Source organism: Metapseudomonas resinovorans, assembly GCF_002003485.1.
Taxonomy (GTDB): Bacteria; Pseudomonadota; Gammaproteobacteria; order Pseudomonadales; family Pseudomonadaceae; genus Metapseudomonas; species Metapseudomonas resinovorans_D.
Map to the genome: position 1 here is coordinate 14,568 of NZ_BDMA01000077.1, position 22,386 is coordinate 36,953.

A 22,386-nucleotide genomic window follows, 5' to 3' on the forward strand; every position below is an offset into this window, starting at 1 on the left:
CAGTCTGGACCGTAGGGTGCGCTGTGCGCACCGATTCCAGGATCCGCTTCGGCACCAGGTCGAACCGCTGGTGCGCGCGGCGCACCCTACCGAATCGGCTTCATCCTGCTAGCCCGAGCATTCGAATCGTCACAGGCAGAGCCCGTGACTCATGACCACGTCCTGAGGGCGTGGTTTCCCAAGTTCAAATGAATTCGCTCCCACAAGAAAGCCTTTCAGCGCGAATCACTTCAGCTCGCTGAACGCCAGCTTGATCCCCAACCCCACCAACACCGCCCCCATCAGCCGATCGAACCAGTGCCCCATGCGAGCGAAGCCGGCGCGCACCCGGCGCTGGCTGAACAACATCGCCACGAGGCTGAACCAGGCTGCGGTGGCGAAGGCCAGGTAGACGCCGTAGCCGGCCTGGATTGCCAGCGGCGTGTGCGGGTTGATGACCACGGTGAACAGCGACAGGAAGAACAGGGTCGCCTTGGGATTCAGGCCATTGGTGACGAAGCCGGTGACGAGGGCTCCGCGCGGGCTGCGTTCGCCGGCCATGAGCGCGGCCTCGGCAGCAACAGGGTCAGCCGGCTTGGCCCGCAAGGCCTTGATGCCGATGTACAGCAGATAGGCTGCCGCCGCCCACTTCAGCGCGTTGAACAGCATGATCGACTGGGACACGATCAGGCCGATGCCCAGCAGCGAATAGGCCACATGCACGAAGATGCCGGTGCCTACCCCCAGCGCGGTCCAGGTACCGGCGCGGCGCCCGTGGGCCACGCTCTCGCGCACCACGATGGCGAAGTCTGGTCCGGGGCTGGCCACAGCCAGCAGGTGGATCAGGGCGACGGTGAGGAACTCCGTCCAGTACATGCGACCTCCGATGGATGTAACAAGCTTTGGTAGGCTGGCAACCTTACGCTTTCCCACGGACTCGCAAAAGGTAGAGCCCCGCATGAACAGCAGCCGCGCCGTCTTCCTCGATCACGCCTCCCTCGACCTCGGCGACCTCGATCTGAACCCGCTGCGCCGCACCTTCGGCGAACTGCATCTGCATGGGCAAACCGCTCCTGAAGACGTGACGGAACGTTTGCGCGGCGCCCAGGTGGCGATCAGCAACAAGGTCCGTATCGATGCCGCCGCCATGGCCGCCAATCCGGACCTCAAGCTGATCCTGGTGGCCGCCACCGGCACCAACAATATCGACCTCGATGCGGCACGCGCCCATGGCATCACGGTCTGCAACTGCCAGGCCTACGGCACGCCCTCGGTGGCCCAGCACACCTTGGCGCTGCTGCTGGCCCTGACCACCAGCCTGCCGGACTACCAGGCCGCCGTCCGCGCCGGCCGCTGGCAGCAGTCCAGCCAGTTCTGCCTGCTGGATTTCCCGATCTTCGAACTGGAGGGCAAGACCCTCGGCCTGCTCGGCCACGGTGAACTGGGCGGCGCGGTGGCACGGCTGGCGGAGGCCTTCGGCATGCGCGTGCTGCTGGGCCAGCTACCGGGCCGCCCGCCTCGCGCCGACCGCCTGCCCCTGCACGAACTCTTGCCCCAGGTGGATGCCCTGACCCTGCATTGCCCGCTCAACGAACAGACCCGCGACATGATCGGCGCCGCCGAACTCGCCCTGATGAAGCCAGGTGCCCTGCTGGTGAACACCGCCCGTGGCGGCCTGGTGAACGAAGAAGCCCTGGCCGCCGCGCTGCGCAGCGGCCATCTGGGCGGCGCCGCGACGGATGTGCTGACCCAGGAACCGCCTCGGGATGGCAACCCGCTACTGGCCGCAGATATACCTCGCCTGATCGTCACGCCGCATAGCGCCTGGGGTAGTCGCGAGGCCCGGCAGCGCATCGTGCAGCAGCTTGCGGAGAACGGCGCTGCTTGGCTGAAGGAATCGCCTGTCAGAGTCGTCAGCTAGTTCCTACAACTTCCTGATAAAATTCGCTGCTTTTATCAGGATCTCCTTTAGATGGACCCACGCAGCGAAGTCCTGCTTCGACAGGCCGATCTGTTCCAAGGCGCGGTATTGCTGGCCGGGTTACCCGCCGACGACCTGCTCGGCACCCTGCCGCAGGCCAGCGGCTGGAGCTGGCACGCTGGCGACCAGGCAGCCCTCGAAGCCCGCTTCGCCGGGCGTAGCCATTTCGGCACCACGCCGCCGGATACCCCGTTCACCGCTGCGGTGCTCTTCCTGCCCAAGTCCCGTGAACTGGCCGACTACCTGCTGGCCGCGCTTGCGGCCCGCCTGCCCGGCGGTGAGCTCTTCCTCGTCGGCGAGAAACGTGGCGGTATCGAACGCGCGGCCAAACAACTGGCCGCGTTCGGCAAGCCGCGCAAGCTGGACAGCGCGCGCCATTGCCAACTCTGGCAGGTGCATATCGAACAGGCCCCCGCTGCCCCCGACCTGGAAACCCTGGCCCAGCACTACTCGCTGGACCTGGCCGACGGCCCGCTGGAAGTGGTCAGCCTGCCCGGCGTGTTCAGCCATGGCCGCCTGGACCGCGGCAGCGCCCTGCTGCTCAAGCAACTGGACGGCCTGCCCAATGGCCACCTGCTGGACTTCGGTTGCGGCGCCGGCGTGCTTGGTGCGTGGCTCAAGCGACGTTATCCACAGAGCCAACTGACCCTGCTGGACGTGGACGCGTTTGCCGTTGCCAGCAGCCGCCTGACGCTGATCGCCAATGGCCTGGAAGGCGACGTGATCGCCACGGATGGTATCCACGGCGCCCCTGCCGACCTGACGGCGATCATCAGCAACCCGCCGTTCCACCAGGGCGTGCATACCGACTACCAGGCCAGCGAGGACCTGCTCCGCGAGGCTCGCAATCACCTGCTACCCCGCGGCGAGCTGCGCATCGTGGCCAACAGCTTCCTCAAATATCCCCCGCTTATCGAGTACCATCTCGGCCCCTGCCAGACCCTCGCCGAAGGTGATGGCTTCCGCATCTACCGCGCCCGCCGGGGCTGACCTGGCGGGCCCCGCCCTTTTATCCATACTCAAGCGGCCCCCGATAGCCGTCCTCCTCCCGGTTTCGACCGGGGGGACCTGGAGATTTTTGTGACCGATCTGAACACTGCCAGCGCCACTCCCGCCAAGGATGGGCTGCACCGCTCCCTCAAACCCCGCCACCTGAACATGATCGCCATCGGCGGCTCCATCGGCACCGGTCTGTTCGTCGCCTCCGGCGCCACCGTTGCCACCGCCGGCCCGGGTGGCGCGCTGCTGGCCTATGCACTGATCGGCCTGATGGTCTACTTCCTCATGACCAGCCTCGGCGAGATGGCCGCCCACATACCGGTCTCCGGCTCGTTCAGCACCTATGGCAGCCGGTTCGTCGACGATGGCTTCGGCTTCGCCCTGGGCTGGAACTATTGGTACAACTGGGCGGTGACCATCGCTGCGGAACTGGTGGCGGCGCAGCTGATCATGAGTTTCTGGCTACCGGAGGTATCGGGCCTGTACTGGAGCGCCCTGTTCCTCGGGCTGATGTTCCTGCTCAACTTCGTCTCGGTGAAGGGCTTCGGCGAGAGCGAGTTCTGGTTCGCGCTGATCAAGGTAGTGACGGTCGTGGTATTCATCGGCATCGGCCTGGCCACCATCTTCGGCATCATGGGCGGCATCGAATCGCCCGGTTTCAGTAACTTCACCCAAGGTGACGCGCCCTTCGTCGGCGGCCTGCAGGCCATGGTCGGGGTGGCGATGATCGCGGGCTTCTCGTTCCAGGGCACCGAGTTGATCGGCATCGCCGCAGGCGAGTCGGAAAACCCGAAGAAGAACATTCCCATCGCCATCCGCCAGGTGTTCTGGCGCATCCTGATGTTCTACATCCTGGCGATCTTCGTGATCGGCGTGCTGATTCCCTACACCGATCCGAACCTGCTGAAGAACGACGCCAGCGATATCAGTGTGTCGCCCTTCACCCTGCTCTTCGAGCGTGCCGGTTTCGCCGCTGCGGCCAGCGTGATGAACGCGGTGATCCTCACGGCCATCCTCTCCGCCGGCAACTCCGGCATGTATGCGTCCACCCGCATGCTTTACAACCTGGCGCTGCAGGGCAAGGCGCCGAAACTGTTCGCACGCCTGTCGGCCAACGGCGTTCCGCGCAACGCCCTTTACGCCACCACCCTGGTCGGCGCGCTGTGCTTCTTCACCTCCATCGTGGGCGACAGCACCCTCTACACCTGGCTGCTGAATACCTCGGGCATGTGCGGGTTCATCGCCTGGCTGGGCATCGCCATCTCCCATTACCGTTTCCGCAAGGGCTACCTGACCCAGGGCGGGCGACTGGAAGACCTGCCCTATCGCGCCAAGCTGTTCCCCTTCGGACCGCTGTTCGCCTTCACCCTGTGCCTGCTGATCACCCTCGGGCAGAACTACCAGGCCTTCTTCGGCGACAAGATCGACTGGGCCGGCCTGGCCGCCACCTACATCAGCCTGCCACTGTTCCTCGTCATCTGGCTGGGCTATCGCATGAAGAAAGGTAGTCGCCTGGTGCACTACGCGGAGATGGATGTGCGCGGCGGCGACAACTGACCGACCGGCATTTCGTACTTGCCGGGGCGACCCGGCTTGTGCAAAATGCGCCCCGTCCTAGGGGAGTAGTCTCCCGCGAGCGCCCTGCTCGCCCGGCGTGCGTCAACATACTTGGTCCACAGACCATGGCGCATGCGACCCCGAGCCTGCATAGACAGGCCAGCGGTTTGACAAGACCTATGACACACACAACCTGACCCGGGGTGGGCAGATTGCGTGTGTCATGGTGATTAGTCGACCCGCCCCCGTAGGAACCCTGATGCTGGAATCCCTCTTCGTCCCGACGCTGATCGTTGCCCTCGCCGAAATTGGTGACAAGACTCAGTTGCTCGCGCTTCTGCTCGCCGCCCGCTTCCGCAAACCATGGCCGATCATCTGGGGCATCGTCGCCGCCACCCTGGCCAACCATTTCGCCGCCGGCGCCGTAGGTTCATGGGTCGCCAGCTTCTTCTCCGCCGCCACCCTCAGCTGGGTCCTCGCCGCCTCGTTCGCCGCAGTGGCCCTGTGGACCCTGGTGCCGGACAAACTGGATGACGACGAAGAGTCCGGCCTGAAGAAGTACGGCCCCTTCCTCACCACGCTGATCGCCTTCTTCCTCGCCGAAATGGGCGACAAGACCCAGGTCGCGACGGTGATGCTGGCGGCCCAGTACCCGCACTTCGTCATGGTCGTCATGGGCACCACCCTCGGCATGCTGATCGCCAACGTGCCGGTGGTGCTGGCCGGCAACTTCGCCGCCGACCGCCTGCCGCTGACCTTGATCCGCCGCCTGGCTGCCGTCGCCTTCGCGGCCCTGGCCGTTTACGCCGTGTACGAAGCACTGAAGCTCAGCGGCGTCATTTGACGCCGCCTGCACGTCTTTTCGCAGGTTGAGCAACGCGATACCCATCAGCCACGTGGAGTGATGGGTATCGCTCCGCTCACGCTGAGCGCTCCCCGTCACATCCTGCGAAATTGCCTCCAACCGGCGGCGTTTCGGCCAATGGCTGGAACGGACGTACTGGTAAAGTGCACGCTGGATCAAGGCGCAGGGGAGCGCATCGTGTCACTGGACGATATGAAGCGGCTGGTTCGCCAGCACATCGAGCTGTCGTGGAACAAGGGTCGCCTGGCCCTGGCCGAGCAGCTGCAGAGCAAGGACTTCCTCTACAAGAGCTCCTTCATCGGCCGCGCCTTGAACAGCGCAGCCTATGGCCAGATGGTGGCGAACATCCGCGAGGCCATGCCGGACCTGGAAGTGGTGGTGGAGGAATGCATCGCCGAAGGCAACAAAGTGGTGACCTGGTGCACCCTGATCGGCAGCATCCAGAAGCCCGCCCTGGGCTACCCGCCCAGCGACAAGATCCTCAGTATCTCGGCGATGGCCTTCTGGACTTTGAACAGCGTGGGTGAAGTGCAGGAAATCTGCACCATGTTCGACATGGAAAGCTTCCGCGCCCAGCTTGGTCTCGCGACCCAGCCGCTGGCCGAAAAAGCCCTCCCCTGACTAGAGATAGCCGTTGGCCCGGAACCACCCAATGGTGCGCTCCAGGGTGACCTCCAGCGGCGTCTCCGCAACGAAGCCCAGTTCATGGCGCGCCTTGCTGCCATCGAGGAACTGCCCACCCGCCATCACCGCGATCGCGGTGTCATCCAGCTTCGGCATTTCGCCAGACAGCCGGTAACGCAAACGCCCGAGCACCGCCATGCCCTTGGCCATCGCCAGCGGCATGGGTTGCGGCGGCTGAACCCCGAGCAGCTTGGCAATACGTTCGGTCAGCTCGGCCAGCTCGATGTTCTGCCCGGTGAGCAGGTAGCGCTCGCCTACGCGTCCCTTCTCCAGCGCCAGCAGCAGACCGCGCCCGGCGTCGGCGGCGTCCAGCAGGTTGCGCCGGCCGGGTACGTAATGGGTCATCCAGCCTTGCGCCATGGCGGTGATGATGCGCCCCGTGCTTGGCCCGACGTCGAACTCGCCCAGGCACATGCCGGGAATCCCGATGATTACCGGCAGGCCACTGCGCGCCTGCTCGCGGGCCTGCTCGTCAAGCGCCCACTTGCTCAGCAGGTAAGGGCTCTTCCAGCGCGGCATCCCTTCATAGAACAGTCCTTCGTGGCCAGGCAGGCCTTCGGGATGTCGAGGCAGCGCAATGGCAGCGCCGGTGTACAGAATGCGCGGGACATGGGCGGCGAGGCAGGCCGCGTAGAAATGGTTGGTCTGGTCGAGGGCGCTGGAGACTTCCTCCTGCCAGCGACGCGGCCGTTTCGGATAGCCGGCCGCGCAGAAGATCACGCCATCGATACCACTGAGTGCACGGGTGAGGCCGGCATGGTCGAGCAGTTCGGCGGCTCGGCACTCGGGCTCCAGGTACGCCAGGCGTTCGATCCGTGAAGTCGGCCGGTGTATCAGCACCAGTCGGTGCCCTGCGGCCTTCACCGCCCGTGCCGCGTGATGGCCGAGCAGGCCGGTTGCTCCCAGTACGGCGATTTTCACTGCGACTCCTCATCCGCTGGAGATTCGCCACCCCGACGCTTCGAGGTGGCGGCGAGCAGTCTAGAACGCGGGTTGCCGGGATGCCAGCCGGAATCCCCGACAACCCGGCTGTTGCTAGCGCTGTCCTTTCGCTTGCTCGTAAAACGGCATCACCTTCGGAATGGCCGCCTTCAAAGCCGACATGCGCGAACTGGACGACGGGTGAGTGCTCATGAACTCCGGCGGGGCGCCACCACCAGCCTGCTCCATCTTCTGCCAGAGGGTGATGGCAGCGTTCGGGTCGTAACCGGCGCGCGCGGACAGTTCCAGACCGATCAGGTCAGCCTCGTTCTCGTTGGAGCGGCTATTGGGCAGGGTCATCAGGTATTCCACGCCCGCGTTGGCCATTCCCAGGCCCGCCTGGCCGACACCCAGCACCGAGCCGATCTGGTTGGCCATCTGCACGCCGTAGGCCTTGGACATGGCTTCGCGGCTGTGCTCGCGCAGGGCGTGGGCGATTTCGTGGCCCATCACCGCGGCCAGCTCGTCGTCGGTGAGCTTGAGCTTATCGATCAGGCCGCTGTAGACGATGATCTTGCCGCCCGGACCGCAGTTGGCGTTGAGCTCCTCACTGTCGATGACGTTGGCTTCCCAGGCCCATTGCGCCGCATCCGGGCGGAAGGCCGAGGTCTGGGCGATCAGACGCTTGGCAATGGCGTCGACACGACGAGCGTCGGTGCTGTTCTTGTCCAGCACGCCCTTCTGCTGCGCTTCGGTCAGGGTCTGCTGATAGGACTGGGCATACATCTGGTTGAGTTCGCTGGTCGACAGCATGCTGAACATGTACTGCTTGCGTTCGACGCCAACCGCTCCGCCGCTGGTGGTATTGACGGCCTGGCATCCTGCCAGGAGAAGGGCCGCGGTCAGCCCGGACAGATGAATCAGCTTGGCCATGTTGGCTCTCCATCGTTTCGCAAGGTCGGTAATGCTACGGCTGGCCTGTGACCCGGGCAACCGCGTCGCATGTAGACAAGCCGGCGACGCATTTATCTGCACCGGCGACTTAGGAAATTTAACAGTTCGGCCGATATACAGATTCACGGTGAAATAGCTTTTTCGGAGCCCACATGAAGTTCAGGTCCATTCAGTTCTCCATCGCAGCCCTGGCAGGAGCCAGCGTACTGGCGGTGGTTGCCGCCCTGGTGCTCTACGCACTGTTTTCCGGCGCCCGCACCCAGGAACTGGTGCAGCAACGCACCCAGGCGCTGCTCGAACAGGGCATCAAGGAACGGCTCGTGGCGCTGGCACGCGCCCAGGTCAGCCAGATCCAGCGGGAGCTGGAGATGCCGCTGGGCGTCTCGAAGAACATCGCCAACCTCAACACCCTGATCGGCGAGAAGGACCAGGCTGGCAATCCGCAACTGAGCATCAGCCGCGAGAACCTGAATAACCTGGTACGCCAGACGCTCGTACAGAACCCGAAGCTGCTGGACGCGTTCATCGGCTGGGAAGCCAATGCCTTCGACAACAGCGACAGCCTGTACGCCGGTCGCGCGGATTCCGGCCATGACGAAAACGGGCGCTTCATGCCCTGGTGGTATCGCTCGCCGGAAGGTGGCTACAAGCTCGAGCTGCTCGGCCCGACCATCGAAAGCAGCAAGCAGCTGCCCACCGGCGTTCGCGAGGGCGAGTACTACCTGTGCCCGAAAGAGTCCCTCAAGCCGTGCGTGGTGGATCCGGCGCCTTACGAAATGAGCGGCAAGATGGTGATGATGTCGTCGTTCAACGCGCCAATCCTGGTCAACGGGAAGTTCCTCGGCTCGGTGGGCACCGACCTCTCGCTGGACTTCATCCAGGATCTGCTGGTCAAGGTCGACGCCCAGCTGTACGACGGCGCGGGCGAAATCGCCCTTGTCGCCAGCAACGGTCGCCTGGTCGCCTATACCAAAGACCCGTCGAAGCTGGGTGAGCCCAGCACCAGCGTATTCGGGGCGGCGACAGTGGAGCGCTTGAAAAACCAGCCCCTGGGCGAACCGCACTTCAGCGTCAACGCACAGCAGGATGCAATCGAACTCCTACTGCCCTTCGGCATCGCCGACACGAGCGCTCGCTGGACCCTGGTCCTGCAACTGCCCCAGGCAGTCGTGCTGAAGGACTTGAAAGAGCTGCAGAGCGAGCTCAGCTCGCAACGCGACGCCGATATCTTCGGTATGGCCTTGGTGGGCTTGGTGATCGCGGGCCTCGGCCTGCTGGTGATCTGGTTCGTCGGCTACGGCATCGCCCGTCCGCTGCGCCAGATGGTCGGCATGCTGGATGACATCGCCAAGGGTGACGGCGACCTGACCCAGCGCCTGCACAACAGCCGCGCCGATGAGATGGGCGCCATCGCCGGCGGCTTCAACACCTTCCTCGGCAAGTTGCAATCGATGATCAGCCAGGTGGTCACCTCGGTGCAGAAGGTCAGCGACTCTTCCGAGCACACCGCCGACATCGCCATCCGCACCAACCAGGGCGTGCAGAAGCAGCTGGCGGAAATCGAGCTGGTGGCCACTGCCGTCCATGAGATGACCGCCACCGCCCAGGACGTCGCCCGCAACGCCACCCACGCAGCGGAAGCGGCCAGCCACGCCGACCAGGCGGCCAACCACGGTAAGCGCATCGTCCACAGCACCGCCGAAGCCATCTCCGCCCTGGCCACCGAAATCGGCCGGGCCGTGGGCGTGGTGCAGACCCTGGCCAAGGACAGCGAGAACATCAACGCCATCCTGGTCGCCATCCGCGGCATCGCCGAGCAGACCAACCTGCTGGCACTGAACGCGGCCATCGAAGCGGCGCGCGCGGGCGAGCAGGGACGCGGTTTCGCGGTGGTAGCGGACGAAGTACGCAACCTGGCGCAGAAGACCCAGCAGGCCACTGAAGAAATCCAGACGATGATTCAGCAACTGCAGCACGGCACCCGCGAAGTGGTGAAGGTGATGCAGGACAGCCAGGACAAGACCGACACCAGCGTGCAGCACGCCAACGAGGCCGCCCATGCGCTGGAGTCCATCACCCAGGCGGTATCGGTGATCAACGACATGAACACCCAGATCGCCAGCGCCGCCGAGGAACAGAGCGCGGTGGCCGAGGACATCAACCGCAACGTGATCAATATCGGCCAGGTGGCCAACGAAGTCGCCGGCGGCGCCGACGAAGCTTCCCAGGCCAGTGCCGAGCTAACCAAGCTGGCCGAGCAGCAAAGGCGGCTGATCAATCAGTTCAAGGTGTAAGCAGAAAAGCCCCTCTCACGAGGGGCTTGTTCTTTTGTAGGGGCGATTTCAATCGCCAAGCAGGCCGAAGGTCTGCCCTGCTGGCTCCGTGGGGGGCAGCCGAGCTGCCCTTGGCGAATGAATTCGCCCCTACAGCCTCAGGCCGGTGTCAGGCACTCCGGCCCATCGAGCTTGGGATTGTTCACCAGGGTCGCCAGGGCGCGTTCGCGCAGCTGCGGGCCCGGTCTGGCCAGCAGTTCCAGCAATTGCATCGGCGTCGAATCGGCGGCCAGCCAGAGGCGCTGGCTCTCCTCATCCAGCACCAGCGGGCGGCGCAGGTCGGCGACAGCCTGGGTGACCATCGCCAGGCTGAGGTACTCCACATCGCCCACCGGATACGCCTCCCAGAGCGCGGCGAGGAACAGGGTCCCGCCTTCGGCGCTGACCCAGTAAGGCCGCTTGCGCACGCCCCGCCACTCATAGAAACCGTTGGCCAGGATCAGGCAACGCCGCGAGCGGAAAGGCTCGCGGAACATCGGCTGGTCGGCCAAGGTTTCGAGACGGGCATGCGACGGGGTCTTCGACAAATCGGTGAGCCAGGCCGGCGTCAGGCCCCAGCGGGCCTCGTCGACACGGCGCTGGCCGTCCAGCTCGCGCAGCATCAGCACCCGGCTGCCGGGCGCCAGGTTCCAGTGGGGTTTTTGGTCGGCGGGAAAACCGGGAATGGCGGCCAGAGCGGGCGACCAGCGGAACAGTGCGAAACGTCCAGACATGAGGCGGCCAGTCGGTGTGCGGGCCTCAGCAGAGCAGAGTCCCGGGGTAACTGTCGGGCTCTTCGCCCGGCAAGGGTTGCGCGGCATTGTACGCGGCGATCAGGCCGCTGGCGCGTTCGGCGTCTTCGTCCTCGACCAGCAGGCCGAGCAAGCCGAACATGGGCAACTCGCCGATGCCGCCCAACAGGTGCGCACCGGCCAGGTGGGCCTCCACGCCCTCGCTGGCGAGCATGCCCAACAGCAGTTCGGCTTCGATCATGTCCCTGGGCTCATAGACGCGTCGCATCAGTCATCCTCCCGGCGAACCTCCAGGCTCCAGTCCTGGCCATCGGTCCAGAGCAGGAACAGGATGGGCCGGCAGCACACCGGGCAGTCTTCGATGTACTGCTGGTCGCCACCGGAAAGGTCGAGCACGGCTTCGGCCGGCTCGCCGCAATAGGGGCATTGGTAGTCCTCTGTCTCCAGCATCCCGCCTCCCGTGTGACTTGCCTGTATAATCGCCGGTCTACTTCAGGCTCCGTGCTGCGGGGCCTCCACCCAATACCCAGCCGATTCCAGAACAAGAGTGACTAATGGGCGAATTCGAAGCCATCCGACCCTATGACGATGCCGAGGTCCCGGCGGTGCTTGCGCGCCTGTTCGCCGACGACGCTTTCCTCGGCACCCTCACCCGCTATCGTTTCCCGAAGCTGGCGGGCCCACTGGGCTGGCTCCTCAAGCCTGTTATAGCTCATCGGCTGCGGCGGGAGTTCGCCAGCATCAATTCGGTGTCCGCGCTGCAAGACCGCATCGAGCCTTATGTAGACAACACCATCGAGCGCGCTACCGACGGCGTGACCTACTCGGGCGTCGAGCGACTGAAGCCGGGCACCGCCTACCTGTTGCTGGCCAACCACCGCGATATCGTCATGGACCCGGCCTTCGTCAACTACGCCGTGTACCACGCCGGGCTGCCGACGCCGCGCATCGCCATCGGTGACAACTTGCTGCAGAAGCCCTTCGTCAGCGACCTGATGCGCCTGAACAAGAGCTTCATCGTGCATCGCAACCTCGCCGGGCGCCGCGAGAAGCTGGCGGCCTTCCAGCTGCTGTCGGCGTACATCAATCATTCGATCCAGAAGGATGTCCAATCGATCTGGATCGCCCAGGCCGAGGGCCGCGCAAAAGACGGTGACGACCGCACCGATTCGGCGATCCTCAAGATGTTCCACATGAGCCGCAAGGATGAGGCGTTCGCGGATGTGATTCGCGACCTGCACCTGATCCCGGTCTCCATCAGCTACGAGTACGACCCCTGCGACCAGGCCAAGGCCCGCGAACTGCAGATTCGCGCCAGCACCGGCAGCTACGCCAAGGCTGCGGGGGAGGACGATGCGAGCATTGCGCTGGGCATCACCGGCTACAAAGGTCGCGTGCATATCGCCTTCGGCAGTGAAATCGGCAGCGCCAGCGAAGATGCCAAACAACTGGCCCAGGAAATCGACAAGCAGATTCTCGGCGGTTATCGCCTGTTCCCCGTGCATTACCTGGCCTACGCCATGTGGGGCGAGCGCGATCCCGAACTGCGTGTACCGACTGCCGCCGAAGTATTCAAAGGCGACGAACTGGCCCGTGCCAAGGCCGAGTGGCAGAAACGCCTCGACGCCTGCCCTGAGGAGCAGCGCCCTTACCTGATCCAGCAGTACGCCACTCCCGTACGCAATCAGTACCGGATCAAGGCAGGACTGCCCCTGTAAGACGGATTCGGAATGCAAAAACGGCGACCCTGGGGTCGCCGTTTTTGTTTTAGCCCGAAGGCATCAGATTTGCGTACTGGCCCAGGAAACCCCCAAGGCCACCGCCAGGCTGAAATAGCCGAAGGCGTAGAAGAAGCGGTTCAAGCGTCGGGCGCCCTCATCCAGCATATCGGTGGCTTCGTCCAGATCGCTTTCGGCGGCCAGGCGTGCGATGGAACGCCGCTCCCGCAGACGAGTAGCCAGCAGCACCCAGGCACCAGCACACGCAAAGAACAAAGCCAGGCCATTGACGACCTGTGCGGGGTGAGCCAGGAACATGGCCAAAAGCGCCTGCAGCGACATCTCGAACTCCGCTTCAGGAGGTGCCACCGTGCACTCAACCTGCAAGACAAATATCTGCCCGCCCTGATCCGGGGGGTCTATAGGAAAGACGCGAGTCTACCGAAACCGCGGCCTGCCCATTCGCTCCTTCCGACGAATGCCGCCGGACTCATGAAAGCCCAACGGACTGCGGGGGCAAGAAAAAGCCCGGCACATGGCCGGGCTCTCCGAGGCGGGGTGCGCTTACTGCTGCGACAGAACCTGACCGATGGTCGGGTCCTTGAAGGCGCGGGTCATGGCATCGCTCAGCACATCGCTCACCAGCTTGGTGTTGGTCTGCTGGTTCGGTGCAGTACCGAAGCGCTGGTTCAGCGAGGCACCGTACTTGCCGCTGTAGCGGCGGCTGCTGTTCTGCACGTCGACACGGAAACTGGCACTGATGTTGGCCTCGGTGACATAGGTCTCCTTGGGCGACTGGTACTTCAGGTCAGCCAGGGTCAGGGTCAGTTGCGGGGCGTTGTAGGCGTTCGGCGACGGGGTGAAGCCCAGCAAGCGCACGGCGGCCTCGGCCTCGGCTTGCAGGCGCGGGAGGATGTCCTGACCCTGCACGCTGATGGCACTGGTATCGGCATAGATGCCACCACGGGTGCCGAGAACCGGAGAAGGACGGCCGTCGGCAACGCGCACCACCACCGGCTGGCCTTGGCCAACCGGAGTCAGCGGGCCGGTGAGCTTGGGTTGCGGGCTGAGTTGTTGCGGACTGAGGGCACAGCCGACCAGGGTCAGGCTGAGGGCGGCCAGCAGGCCAAGCAACGAGCGTTTCAGCATGCTTTTTCTCTCCAGGAATGAAGGCAAAACGGCCGGCAGTATAACCACCGGGCCGAGGTACTGACAGAGCGCCAGCTCCCATGCAATGTCAGACCGCCATCCGCGACAGCGGTTCCTGTCATTCCCCTGTCACGCCTGGCTGGCATAAAGGCGTCAGCCCCACACGAGTAGTCATGATGTTTCTTCTCTGGTCCATGTTCGCCCGCCGCCCGCAACGCCGCAGTTTCGCCCTCGTGGACAACGCCGGGATCTGCCGTGGCCTGCACCATGGCGTCGACCGTCCAGCCAGCGGCAACTGGGTGGAAGTGAGCGAAACCAGCCTCGCCTGGCTCGACCAGCCCCTGCCCGCCAGCGCCCGCGTCGCACCAGTCGTCAGACAACCTTCGCGCCGCCGCGCGTTGGCAGCCTGACCGGTGGATGAATAAAAGTCACACCGAGCGCCCTATTCCGTCCATTTCATCGTTATAATCGCCCCCCGATTATAAGGTCGTCTCCTGATCGGGCCTCGCAACACCGCACCTCGCGCCAGCTTGGTCATCCGCACAGCCCCACAGAGAGCCGTCCACTTTTCGCGCTGCCACTCGTTGGCTGGCCGCATCCTTCCGCCCGAATTGCAAACGCTTTTTTGCAGGGACGCATGCGTAGCAACACGTATGCAGACGGAAGCGGCCTGCCTGGGGGTAGCCGATCCTTTTGAGGTTCACGTCTCCAAAAGAGCGTGAGATGACGGTTTTTCACTACTTCACGAGAGAGTGGCGAGCAAATGGCGCAAAACGATTACGAAGCAGTGGACGTGTTGCTGGTCGGGGCCGGCATCATGAGCGCTACGCTGGCGGTACTGCTGAAAGAGCTCGATCCCGGTATGAAGCTGGAGATCGCCGAACTCCGGGAATCGGGAGCCATCGAAAGCTCCAATCCCTGGAACAACGCAGGCACCGGTCATGCGGGCCTCTGCGAGCTCAACTACACGCCCCAGGCGGCTGATGGCTCCATCGACATCAAGAAGGCCGCCAACATCAACGCCCAGTTCGAGGTGTCCAAGCAGTTCTGGGCCTACATGAGCGGCAAGACCGCGTTCGGCTCGCCCAAGACTTTCATCAACGCCGTTCCGCACCTCTCCTTCGTGCGCGGTGAAAAGGACACAGCCTTCCTCAAGAAGCGTTTCGAGCTGCTCCGCCAGCACCACGCCTTCAGCGAGATGGAATACACCGAAGACCGCGCCACCATGGCCAAATGGACGCCGCTGATGATGAAAGGACGCGACGCGTCCGAGAAAATCGCTGCGACCCGCGCCATGAATGGTACCGACGTCAACTTCGGCGCTGTCACCAACCAGCTGCTGCAGTACCTCTCCAGCCTGCAGGACACCCGCGTCAGCTACTTCCAGAAGGTCACCAACCTCAGCCGCACCGACAAGGGCTGGAAAGTCAGCATCAAGAACACCGAGACCGGCGCCACTCGTGAAGTGTCCGCGCGCTTCGTGTTCCTCGGTGCCGGCGGCGGCGCGCTGCCGCTGCTGCAGCTCTCCGGCATCCCGGAAGGCAAGGGCTTCGGCGGCTTCCCGGTCAGCGGCCAGTGGCTGCGCTGCGACAACCCCGAAGTGGTCAAGCAGCACCAGGCCAAGGTCTACAGCCAGGCCGAAGTCGGCGCCCCGCCGATGTCCGTGCCGCACCTGGACACCCGTGTGGTCGACGGCAAGAAATCCCTGCTGTTCGGACCTTACGCCGGCTTCACCACCAAGTTCCTCAAGCACGGTTCCTTCATGGACCTGCCGCTCTCGGTACGTCCGAGCAACCTCGGCCCGATGCTGGCCGTGGCTCGCGACAACTTCGACCTGACCCGTTACCTGGTCAAGGAAGTGATGCAATCCCAGGAACAGCGCCTGGATGCCCTGCGCAAGTTCTATCCGGACCTGAATCCGGCGGACTGGCGCCTGGAAGTAGCCGGCCAGCGCGTGCAGATCATCAAGAAGGACGCAGGCAAAGGCGGCGTCCTGCAATTCGGTACCGAGCTGGTCTCGGCCGAAGACGGCAGCATCGCGGCCCTGCTGGGCGCATCTCCGGGTGCCTCCGTGACCGTTTCCATCATGCTCAACCTGATCGAGCGCTGCTTCGCCGAGCAGGCGCGTTCCGAGCAATGGACGGCCAAGCTGAAGGAAATCTTCCCGGCTCGCGAGAAGGTCCTGGAAAGCGACGCAGCCCTGTACCGCGAAGTCAGCGCCCGCTCCGATGCGGCGCTTGGCCTGACCAGCGTCGACACCGCGACCCAGAGCATCGCCTGAGTCCCGGTAGCACGCTGAAAGAAAAACCGCCCTTCGGGGCGGTTTTTTGTTGCCCGCAGAACCGCTTTTTGTAGGAGCGAGCTCTGCTCGCGAACGAGCGTGCCCATCGGCTCGCTCCTGTCGTTCGAACCCGCGCCCATGAAAAAGCCCGCTCAATGGCGGGCTCCTCAACAGCGCAAAGGGATCAGCCGCGAGCAGCCTTGATCACTTCGATGTAGGGCTCAGCCTGGCGCTGGTCCTGGATCAGGGCGATGAAGTCGTTGCCCTTCTCATCCTTGGCGTTGAGGTCGTAACCGGCTTCGACGAAGAAGCCGACGAAACGCTCGAAGTCGTCGATACGCAGGCCACGGTAAGCCTTGATCAGCTTGTGCAGCGAGGGCGGAGTGGAGTCAGCCGGCTCGACCGCGAGGAACAGCTTGATCGAGTCTTCGGAGATTTCTTCGCCAATCACCTGCTTCTTGTCTTTACGCATCGCTCACATCTCTCGGCCGGGTATCACGGGGCGGGCAGTTTACCCCCGCCGGGCCTGCGCGCTCAACGCAGGCGTACCGCCCCGCTGTGCAGATCGGCCCAGACATGGCCGTTTGGGTAACTGAGGAACTGGCAGTACACCGGCCCATTGCGCAGCAGATCGAGCACCGCCGCGTACTGTGCCATCGGATAGTTCAGGCTGAGGATGTGGGTCTGCGGGTCGTAGCCGGGCTTCTTCAGGCTCTTGCCTTCGACATCGAACTGGATCACCACCTGACGCACGTCGGCGCCCTTGCTGAGCGGCTTGCCCTTGAGGCGCAGCACGGCGGGCGAGGTGATGGGAATCGGCTGCTGGTTGGACTGACGCTGGCTGCCCAGCACAACCGAATACTCGGTGATCTGGATCAGTTGCTGCTGATCGGGCTGCTCCTGACGCAGCGAAAGGTCGTCCGGGGGCAGGAACTGGGCATGCATGGGAGCATTTTCGGCGGAGGCCAGCGGCAGGCTCAGGAGAAGGGCCAGGCAGGCCCCGAAACGCGAGGGAAGCAACATCGAAGACTCCGGATTCAGCGGGCGAACACTCTAGCACGGGGCTTTCGGACAGCGGCATTCGACCCTTGCCGACTTACCTCTCGGAGCCTGCCTCCTATACTCGGGACCTCAGCCACAGGAGCGACCATGTCCCAATACCTCCCTCCCCTGTTCGCGGCCTTGCGCCAGACGTTGCGCGAGGGCTACTCCCTGGCCGACCTGCGCGGCGACCTGTCTGCCGGCGTCACCGTCGGCATCATCGCCATTCCCCTGGCCATGGCACTGGCCATCGCGGTCGGCGTGGCGCCGCAACATGGCCTCTACACAGTGCTGCTGGCGGCGCCGCTGATCGCCCTCACCGGAGGCTCGCGCTTCAATATTTCCGGGCCTACCGCCGCCTTCGTGGTGATCCTGCTGCCCATCACGCAACAATTCGGCCTTGGCGGCCTGCTGCTCTGCACGCTGATGGCCGGGCTGATTCTCATCGCCATGGGGCTGGCACGTCTTGGCCGGCTGATCCAGTTCATCCCCTACCCGGTGACGCTGGGATTCACTGCCGGCATCGGCATCGTCATTGCCACCCTGCAGATCAAGGACCTGCTCGGCCTGCAGTTACCCGGGACGCCGCAGAACTATGTGGACCAGTTGCACCTGCTGGCCGGAGCCCTGCCGACCACGCACCTGGGCGATACCCTGGTGGCCGTCGCCTGCTTCGCCGTGCTGGTGATCTGGCCGCGCCTGGTACCCAAGGTCCCAGGCCATCTCGTGGCGTTGGCGCTGGGCGCTTTGCTCGGACTGCTGCTGGAAGCCTTGGGCATTCCCGTTGCGACCCTCGGCGAGCGCTTCAGCTATGTCGTGGACGGCATCAGCCATCCCGGCATTCCGCCCTTCCTGCCAACGTTCGCCTGGCCCTGGCTACTGCCCGGCCCTGATGGCCAGCCCCTGGGCCTGTCGTTCGAACTGATCCGCCAGTTGCTGGCCCCGGCCTTCGCCATCGCCATGCTCGGCGCCATCGAGTCGCTGCTTTGCGCCGTGGTCGCGGATGGCATGGCGGGCACACGCCATGATCCCAATGCAGAACTGGTCGGCCAGGGCCTAGGTAATCTGGTCGCGCCGCTGTTCGGTGGCATCACCGCCACCGCGGCAATCGCCCGCAGCGCAGCCAACGTGCGCGCCGGTGCCCGGTCGCCCATCGCAGCCATCATCCACACCGGCGTTGTGCTGCTGGCCATGCTGCTGCTCGCCCCGCTGTTCAGTTACCTGCCCATGGCGGCGCTGGCGGCACTCCTGTTGATGGTGGCGTGGAACATGAGCGAGGCGCGGCACGTGGTGCACACCCTGCACATTGCCCCGCGCAACGACGTGCTGGTCCTGCTCACCTGCCTGGTGCTGACGGTCCTGTTCGACATGGTGTTGGCGGTGGGCGTCGGCCTGCTGCTGGCCGCTGGCCTGTTCATCAAGCGCATGAGCGACCTCACTGACACCGCGCCCCTGCCCCGTCACTTTCACGAGGCCCTGCGCGATCTGCCCGAGCAGGTGCTGGTCTACGCCATTCGCGGTCCGCTGTTCTTCGGCGCGGCAGAAAAAGCGCTGAGCGTGCTGCGACGCTTCAATCCCGAGGTGAAGGTGGTGATCGTCGAAATGTCGGCGGTGCCGATGCTGGACATGACCGCGCTGGCGGCCCTGGAAAACCTGCTGCACGACTACGGTCGCCAGGGGATCGGATTGGTGCTGGTCGGCACTTCACCGCGGGTGCGGCTCAAGTTGCGCCGTGCCGGCGTGCACCGCGAGACGGGAAGACTGGCCTACGTGAGTACGCTGGAACAGGCTCGCAGCAAGGCGTTGCGCTGGCTGGAGCCTGTCGGGGATCAGGCGAACAGCGAGCGCATCCAGGCCAGATAATCGGCTACGCCTGGCTCACCCTCGCGGGGCGCCCAGCTCGGTTGCTCACCCTCGCCTACCGGGCGGTAGGGACCGGCCTTGCATTCGAACAGCAGGCTATCCGGCTCCAGAACCACCAGCGCATGGAAGACGCCCGGCGGCAGGTCGACGCCGACACAATCGCCACCCGCTACCAGTTCTCGCTTGTCGGTCACCTTGCCGTCCTCATCGAAGATCAGCAGGCCGAGACGTCCTTTGAGCACCAGCAGGCCCTCTGCCTTGTCCGGAGACAGGTGACGGTGCGGCGGAATGTAGGTCTCTGGCTGCAACCCTACCGCCAGGCGGTGGCAGGGCTCTTCCATGGCGTGGAAGTTGTGATGTTGGCGCTTGCGCGGGCTCGCCGCGGCCTTCTCGGCCAACTCGGTGAACAGGGCCTGATCAAGGAAACGCGGCGAACTCATGGCTCAGAGTCCCTTGACCGCGAAGATGCCAGCGGCGTTGCGCCAGTAGCCCTTGTAGTCCATGCCGTAGCCGAAGATGTAGCGGTCTTCGCAGGGCAGGCCCACGTAGTCGGCCTTCAGGTCCGGGCGGGCCTTGCGGTCGTGGGTCTTGTCGATCAGCACGGCGGTGTGCACGTTGGCAGCCCCGGCGTGTTTGCAGAAATCGATGATGGCCGCCAGCGTGTGCCCCTCGTCGAGGATGTCGTCGATGATCAGCACATCGCGATCGATGAAGGAGATTTCCGGCTTGGCTTTCCAGAACAGCTCGCCGCCGCTGGTTTCGTTGCGGTAACGGGTGGCATGCAGGTAAGACAGCTCCAGCGGGAAATCCAGCTTGGGCAGCAGCTTGCCGGCGAAGATCAGGCCGCCGTTCATCACGCAGAACACCACCGGGTTGCGTTCGGCCAGCTCACCATTGATGGCGGTGGCGACCTGGGAGATGGCCGCCTCGACCTGGGCGTCGGTGTACAGGCAATCGGCTTCGGCCCTTACCTGGCGGATGTGTGCGAGATCGGCGGACATGGCAATTCCTCTGGGTTCTGCGGGGAACAGGCAGGGTTCCCGGTGAAAACTTGAACGGGGCGTCAAGATAAAAGTCGGCAAAGGTACTCATCCGCCTGCCTCGGAGCAAGTCCCGACAGACGAGTGTCGACCATACTGCAGCAGGCTGCTGCCGCGTGTGACAGTTCCTTGCTTCGCCGCGACATCCGGGCTCTGGACCCACCAGTCAGTGCAGCACAGCCCGTGATCAATGAATTAAGCTAACGCAATTTTTTTGCCAGCCCGCCGGAGAACCTCCCCATGCCCATCCGTGAGATCCGCCATCCGCTGATCCGCCACAAGCTCGGCCTGATGCGCCGCGCCGACATCAGCACCAAGAACTTCCGCGAACTGGCACAGGAAGTCGGCGCCCTGCTGACTTACGAAGCGACCAACGATCTGCCCCTGGAAAACTACGAAATCCAGGGCTGGGCTGGCACCGTGCAGGTCGAGAAAATCGCCGGCAAGAAAATCACCGTCGTGCCCATCCTGCGCGCCGGCATCGGCATGCTCGACGGCGTCCTCAGCCTGATTCCGGGCGCCAAGGTCAGCGCCGTGGGCGTGGCCCGCAACGAAGAAACCCTGGAAGCCCACACCTACCTGGAAAAACTGGCGCCGGAGATCGACGAGCGCCTGGCGCTGATCATCGATCCGATGCTGGCCACCGGCGGTTCCATGGTCGCCACCATCGACCTGCTCAAGCGCGCCGGCTGCAAGGAAATTCGCGCGATGGTGCTGGTCGCCGCACCGGAAGGCATCAAGGTGGTCAACGATGCCCACCCGGACGTGATGATCTTCACGGCTTCAATCGATAAGAAGCTCAACGAGCACGGTTACATCATCCCGGGCCTCGGGGATGCGGGTGACAAGATCTTCGGCACCAAGCAGAAGGAAAACTGATCGATGAGCGACGAATTCAAGGACCCGCTCTGGCGCCAGGTGATTTCCGGCGCCCAGATGCTCTTCGTGGCCTTCGGCGCCCTGGTGCTGATGCCACTGATCACCGGACTGGACCCGAACGTAGCGCTCTTCACCGCCGGCCTCGGCACCCTGCTGTTCCAGCTGGTCACCGGACGCCAGGTGCCGGTGTTCCTGGCATCCAGCTTCGCCTTCATCACCCCCATCATCCTCGCCAAAGGCCAGTTCGGCCTGGCCGCGACCATGGGCGGCGTGGTGGCGGCGGGCTTCGTCTACACCTTCCTCGGCCTCGCCGTGAAGATCAAAGGCACCGGCTTCATCGACCGCCTGCTGCCTCCGGTGGTGATCGGCCCGGTGGTGATCTCCATCGGCCTGGCCATGGCCCCCATCGCCGCCAACATGGCCATGGGCAAGGGCGGTGACGGCGCCGAGCTGATCCCCTACGCCACCGCCATGTGGATCTCCATGCCGGCGCTGCTCACCACCCTGATCGTCGCTGTGTTCGGCAAGGGCATCTTCCGCCTGGTGCCGATCATCTCCGGCGTGATCGTCGGCTTCGCCCTGTCCTTCTGGTTCGGCGTGGTGGACACCGCGAAGATCGCCGCCGCCCCCTGGCTGGAACTGCCGAACTTCACCACCCCCGAGTTCAACCTGCAGGCCATCCTGTTCATCGTCCCGGTTGCCCTGGCCCCCGCCATCGAGCACATCGGCGGCGTGATCGCCGTGGGCAGCGTGACCGGCCGCAACTACCTGAAGACACCCGGCCTGCACCGCACCCTGCTCGGCGACGGCCTGGCCACTTCGGCCGCTGGCCTATTCGGTGGCCCGCCGAATACCACCTACGCCGAGGTGACTGGCGCGGTGATGCTGACCAAGAACTACAACCCGAAAATCATGACCTGGGCGGCGATCTTCGCCGTCGGCCTGGCCTTCATCGGCAAGTTCGGCGCCATCCTGCAGAGCATCCCGATACCGGTCATGGGCGGCATCCTCTGCCTGCTGTTCGGTTCCATCGCCGCGGTTGGCCTGAACACCATGATCCGCCACCAGGTGGACCTGGCCGAAGCCCGCAACCTGGTGATCGTCTCCGTCACCCTGGTATTCGGCATCGGCGGCATGCTGGTGGGCACCGGCACCGGCCAGGACGATTTCGGCCTGAAAGGCATCGCCCTCTGCGCCATCGTCGCCATCGCCCTCAACCTGATTCTGCCGGGGCACCAGACCTGGAAGCATCAAGGCGCGGACGATGCGCCACATATCTGAAGCCGATCCAAAACAAGCCCCGCGAATGCGGGGCTTTTTCATGGAACTTCGCCGTTCAGGGATTCCCGTAGGATGGGTAGAGCGGAGCGAAACCCATCAAGTCCGAGTGATGGGTTTCGTTCCTCGCGGA

The 22,386-nt window shown here is 64.3% G+C and carries 24 protein-coding genes and 1 riboswitch; of the genes, 12 read left to right on the forward strand and 12 right to left on the reverse strand.

The features are described 5' to 3' along the window. Positions 1-225: 225 nt before the first annotated feature. Complete coding sequence (locus MnOB_RS21660) at positions 226-855, reverse strand: LysE family translocator (RefSeq protein ID WP_077526287.1); 630 nt, start codon at positions 853-855, stop codon at positions 226-228. 82 nt (positions 856-937) lie between these two features. On the opposite strand from MnOB_RS21660, the gene MnOB_RS21665 reads away from it, so the two are divergent. The 5 genes from MnOB_RS21665 (at position 938) to MnOB_RS21685 (ending at position 6,002) form a co-directional block, all read left to right on the forward strand. Beyond that, a complete protein-coding gene (locus tag MnOB_RS21665; RefSeq protein WP_077526288.1) occupies positions 938-1,900 on the forward strand; it encodes a 2-hydroxyacid dehydrogenase in 963 nt (320 codons plus the stop codon). Positions 1,901-1,951: 51 nt separating this feature from the next. Continuing rightward, on the forward strand, positions 1,952-2,950 hold the full coding sequence (locus MnOB_RS21670) for a class I SAM-dependent methyltransferase (protein ID WP_077526289.1): 999 nt from the start codon (positions 1,952-1,954) through the stop codon (positions 2,948-2,950). A gap of 90 nt (positions 2,951-3,040) precedes the next feature. Next, a complete protein-coding gene (locus MnOB_RS21675; protein ID WP_077526290.1) occupies positions 3,041-4,516 on the forward strand; it encodes an amino acid permease in 1,476 nt (491 codons plus the stop codon). A gap of 48 nt (positions 4,517-4,564) precedes the next feature. Then, positions 4,565-4,685: riboswitch (yybP-ykoY riboswitch) on the forward strand. A gap of 93 nt (positions 4,686-4,778) precedes the next feature. Beyond that, positions 4,779-5,360 carry a TMEM165/GDT1 family protein gene (locus tag MnOB_RS21680; RefSeq protein WP_107504118.1) on the forward strand — a complete coding sequence of 194 codons (582 nt, stop codon included), beginning with the start codon at positions 4,779-4,781 and terminating at the stop codon, positions 5,358-5,360. Between the two features lie 198 nt (positions 5,361-5,558). Continuing rightward, positions 5,559-6,002 (forward strand): ketosteroid isomerase-related protein, encoded by a 444-nt coding sequence (locus MnOB_RS21685; protein ID WP_077526292.1) that lies wholly within the window; start codon positions 5,559-5,561, stop codon positions 6,000-6,002. Here MnOB_RS21685 and MnOB_RS21690 read toward each other — a convergent pair whose 3' ends face one another. Together MnOB_RS21690 and MnOB_RS21695 are read right to left on the reverse strand one after the other, a co-directional pair. Further along, entirely contained in the window at positions 6,003-6,986 is a 984-nt protein-coding gene (locus MnOB_RS21690) for an NAD-dependent epimerase/dehydratase family protein (protein ID WP_077526293.1), read from the reverse strand. Between the two features lie 114 nt (positions 6,987-7,100). Beyond that, positions 7,101-7,919, reverse strand: a complete 819-nt coding sequence (locus MnOB_RS21695) for a M48 family metallopeptidase (protein WP_077526294.1) — start codon at positions 7,917-7,919, stop codon at positions 7,101-7,103. 173 nt (positions 7,920-8,092) lie between these two features. Here MnOB_RS21695 and MnOB_RS29835 point away from each other — a divergent pair, with 173 nt between their 5' ends. Further along, positions 8,093-10,234: a methyl-accepting chemotaxis protein gene (locus tag MnOB_RS29835; protein WP_077526295.1), complete on the forward strand. Its 2,142-nt coding sequence runs from the start codon at positions 8,093-8,095 to the stop codon at positions 10,232-10,234. A 137-nt stretch (positions 10,235-10,371) separates the two neighbouring features. Here the strand turns inward: MnOB_RS29835 and MnOB_RS21705 are convergent, their stop codons facing one another. Genes MnOB_RS21705 through MnOB_RS21715 form a run of 3 tightly spaced genes read right to left on the reverse strand, consistent with a single transcriptional unit; the run spans position 10,372 to position 11,454 of the window. After that, positions 10,372-10,986, reverse strand: coding sequence for an SOS response-associated peptidase (locus MnOB_RS21705; RefSeq protein WP_077526296.1), 615 nt, complete (start codon positions 10,984-10,986; stop codon positions 10,372-10,374). A gap of 25 nt (positions 10,987-11,011) precedes the next feature. Next, positions 11,012-11,272: a putative signal transducing protein gene (locus tag MnOB_RS21710; protein WP_077526297.1), complete on the reverse strand. Its 261-nt coding sequence runs from the start codon at positions 11,270-11,272 to the stop codon at positions 11,012-11,014. Next, positions 11,272-11,454: a CPXCG motif-containing cysteine-rich protein gene (locus MnOB_RS21715; protein WP_028629947.1), complete on the reverse strand. Its 183-nt coding sequence runs from the start codon at positions 11,452-11,454 to the stop codon at positions 11,272-11,274. The genes MnOB_RS21710 and MnOB_RS21715 overlap by 1 nt, the downstream gene beginning before the upstream one ends. A 104-nt stretch (positions 11,455-11,558) precedes the next feature. On the opposite strand from MnOB_RS21715, the gene MnOB_RS21720 reads away from it, so the two are divergent. Next, a complete protein-coding gene (locus MnOB_RS21720) occupies positions 11,559-12,722 on the forward strand; it encodes a 1-acyl-sn-glycerol-3-phosphate acyltransferase (protein ID WP_077526298.1) in 1,164 nt (387 codons plus the stop codon). 63 nt (positions 12,723-12,785) lie between these two features. On the opposite strand, the gene MnOB_RS21725 is transcribed toward MnOB_RS21720, so the two are convergent. Both MnOB_RS21725 and MnOB_RS21730 read right to left on the reverse strand, forming a co-directional pair. Continuing rightward, the gene (locus tag MnOB_RS21725; RefSeq protein WP_077526299.1) at positions 12,786-13,064 is read right to left on the reverse strand and encodes a hypothetical protein; all 279 of its coding nucleotides are present in this window, start codon (positions 13,062-13,064) and stop codon (positions 12,786-12,788) included. 222 nt (positions 13,065-13,286) lie between these two features. Continuing rightward, positions 13,287-13,871 (reverse strand): YajG family lipoprotein, encoded by a 585-nt coding sequence (locus MnOB_RS21730; protein ID WP_077526300.1) that lies wholly within the window; start codon positions 13,869-13,871, stop codon positions 13,287-13,289. A 173-nt stretch (positions 13,872-14,044) separates the two neighbouring features. On the opposite strand from MnOB_RS21730, the gene MnOB_RS21735 reads away from it, so the two are divergent. Together MnOB_RS21735 and mqo are read left to right on the forward strand one after the other, a co-directional pair. Continuing rightward, positions 14,045-14,281 (forward strand): hypothetical protein, encoded by a 237-nt coding sequence (locus MnOB_RS21735; RefSeq protein ID WP_371580097.1) that lies wholly within the window; start codon positions 14,045-14,047, stop codon positions 14,279-14,281. Positions 14,282-14,634: 353 nt separating this feature from the next. Beyond that, a complete protein-coding gene (gene mqo, locus MnOB_RS21740; protein ID WP_077526301.1) occupies positions 14,635-16,152 on the forward strand; it encodes a malate dehydrogenase (quinone) in 1,518 nt (505 codons plus the stop codon). 184 nt (positions 16,153-16,336) lie between these two features. Here mqo and MnOB_RS21745 read toward each other — a convergent pair whose 3' ends face one another. Next, the gene (locus MnOB_RS21745) at positions 16,337-16,624 is read right to left on the reverse strand and encodes a PA4642 family protein (protein WP_077526302.1); all 288 of its coding nucleotides are present in this window, start codon (positions 16,622-16,624) and stop codon (positions 16,337-16,339) included. 62 nt (positions 16,625-16,686) lie between these two features. Continuing rightward, entirely contained in the window at positions 16,687-17,175 is a 489-nt protein-coding gene (locus MnOB_RS21750; protein WP_077526303.1) for a hypothetical protein, read from the reverse strand. A 126-nt stretch (positions 17,176-17,301) separates the two neighbouring features. On the opposite strand from MnOB_RS21750, the gene dauA reads away from it, so the two are divergent. Then, positions 17,302-19,056, forward strand: coding sequence for a C4-dicarboxylic acid transporter DauA (gene dauA, locus MnOB_RS21755; RefSeq protein WP_077526304.1), 1,755 nt, complete (start codon positions 17,302-17,304; stop codon positions 19,054-19,056). Here dauA and MnOB_RS21760 read toward each other — a convergent pair. Beyond that, a complete protein-coding gene (locus tag MnOB_RS21760) occupies positions 19,023-19,496 on the reverse strand; it encodes a WbuC family cupin fold metalloprotein (RefSeq protein ID WP_077526305.1) in 474 nt (157 codons plus the stop codon). The genes dauA and MnOB_RS21760 overlap by 34 nt on opposite strands. 3 nt (positions 19,497-19,499) lie before the next feature. Continuing rightward, positions 19,500-20,057, reverse strand: a complete 558-nt coding sequence (locus tag MnOB_RS21765; RefSeq protein WP_077526306.1) for a hypoxanthine-guanine phosphoribosyltransferase — start codon at positions 20,055-20,057, stop codon at positions 19,500-19,502. Positions 20,058-20,336: 279 nt separating this feature from the next. Here MnOB_RS21765 and upp point away from each other — a divergent pair, with 279 nt between their 5' ends. Together upp and MnOB_RS21775 are read left to right on the forward strand one after the other, a co-directional pair. Further along, complete coding sequence (gene upp / locus MnOB_RS21770; RefSeq protein WP_077526307.1) at positions 20,337-20,975, forward strand: uracil phosphoribosyltransferase; 639 nt, start codon at positions 20,337-20,339, stop codon at positions 20,973-20,975. Between the two features lie 3 nt (positions 20,976-20,978). Continuing rightward, positions 20,979-22,256 carry a uracil-xanthine permease family protein gene (locus MnOB_RS21775; protein ID WP_077526308.1) on the forward strand — a complete coding sequence of 426 codons (1,278 nt, stop codon included), beginning with the start codon at positions 20,979-20,981 and terminating at the stop codon, positions 22,254-22,256. The last annotated feature ends 130 nt before the right edge of the window (positions 22,257-22,386 follow it).

Excerpts from the sequence above, each read along its gene's own strand:
- MnOB_RS21705 (WP_077526296.1), bottom strand. The coding sequence starts at position 10,986 with ATGTCTGGACGTTTCGCACTGTTCCGCTGGTCGCCCGCTCTGGCCGCC.
- MnOB_RS21720 (WP_077526298.1), top strand. The coding sequence starts at position 11,559 with ATGGGCGAATTCGAAGCCATCCGACCCTATGACGATGCCGAGGTCCCG.
- MnOB_RS21765 (WP_077526306.1), bottom strand. The coding sequence starts at position 20,057 with ATGTCCGCCGATCTCGCACACATCCGCCAGGTAAGGGCCGAAGCCGAT.
- MnOB_RS21735 (WP_371580097.1), top strand. The coding sequence starts at position 14,045 with ATGATGTTTCTTCTCTGGTCCATGTTCGCCCGCCGCCCGCAACGCCGC.
- MnOB_RS21695 (WP_077526294.1), bottom strand. The coding sequence starts at position 7,919 with ATGGCCAAGCTGATTCATCTGTCCGGGCTGACCGCGGCCCTTCTCCTG.
- dauA (WP_077526304.1), top strand. The coding sequence starts at position 17,302 with ATGTCCCAATACCTCCCTCCCCTGTTCGCGGCCTTGCGCCAGACGTTG.
- MnOB_RS29835 (WP_077526295.1), top strand. The coding sequence starts at position 8,093 with ATGAAGTTCAGGTCCATTCAGTTCTCCATCGCAGCCCTGGCAGGAGCC.
- MnOB_RS21725 (WP_077526299.1), bottom strand. The coding sequence starts at position 13,064 with ATGTCGCTGCAGGCGCTTTTGGCCATGTTCCTGGCTCACCCCGCACAG.
- MnOB_RS21710 (WP_077526297.1), bottom strand. The coding sequence starts at position 11,272 with ATGCGACGCGTCTATGAGCCCAGGGACATGATCGAAGCCGAACTGCTG.
- upp (WP_077526307.1), top strand. The coding sequence starts at position 20,337 with ATGCCCATCCGTGAGATCCGCCATCCGCTGATCCGCCACAAGCTCGGC.
- MnOB_RS21745 (WP_077526302.1), bottom strand. The coding sequence starts at position 16,624 with ATGCGTAAAGACAAGAAGCAGGTGATTGGCGAAGAAATCTCCGAAGAC.
- mqo (WP_077526301.1), top strand. The coding sequence starts at position 14,635 with ATGGCGCAAAACGATTACGAAGCAGTGGACGTGTTGCTGGTCGGGGCC.
- MnOB_RS21715 (WP_028629947.1), bottom strand. The coding sequence starts at position 11,454 with ATGCTGGAGACAGAGGACTACCAATGCCCCTATTGCGGCGAGCCGGCC.
- MnOB_RS21760 (WP_077526305.1), bottom strand. The coding sequence starts at position 19,496 with ATGAGTTCGCCGCGTTTCCTTGATCAGGCCCTGTTCACCGAGTTGGCC.
- MnOB_RS21730 (WP_077526300.1), bottom strand. The coding sequence starts at position 13,871 with ATGCTGAAACGCTCGTTGCTTGGCCTGCTGGCCGCCCTCAGCCTGACC.
- MnOB_RS21750 (WP_077526303.1), bottom strand. The coding sequence starts at position 17,175 with ATGTTGCTTCCCTCGCGTTTCGGGGCCTGCCTGGCCCTTCTCCTGAGC.
- MnOB_RS21670 (WP_077526289.1), top strand. The coding sequence starts at position 1,952 with ATGGACCCACGCAGCGAAGTCCTGCTTCGACAGGCCGATCTGTTCCAA.
- MnOB_RS21775 (WP_077526308.1), top strand. The coding sequence starts at position 20,979 with ATGAGCGACGAATTCAAGGACCCGCTCTGGCGCCAGGTGATTTCCGGC.
- MnOB_RS21665 (WP_077526288.1), top strand. The coding sequence starts at position 938 with ATGAACAGCAGCCGCGCCGTCTTCCTCGATCACGCCTCCCTCGACCTC.
- MnOB_RS21660 (WP_077526287.1), bottom strand. The coding sequence starts at position 855 with ATGTACTGGACGGAGTTCCTCACCGTCGCCCTGATCCACCTGCTGGCT.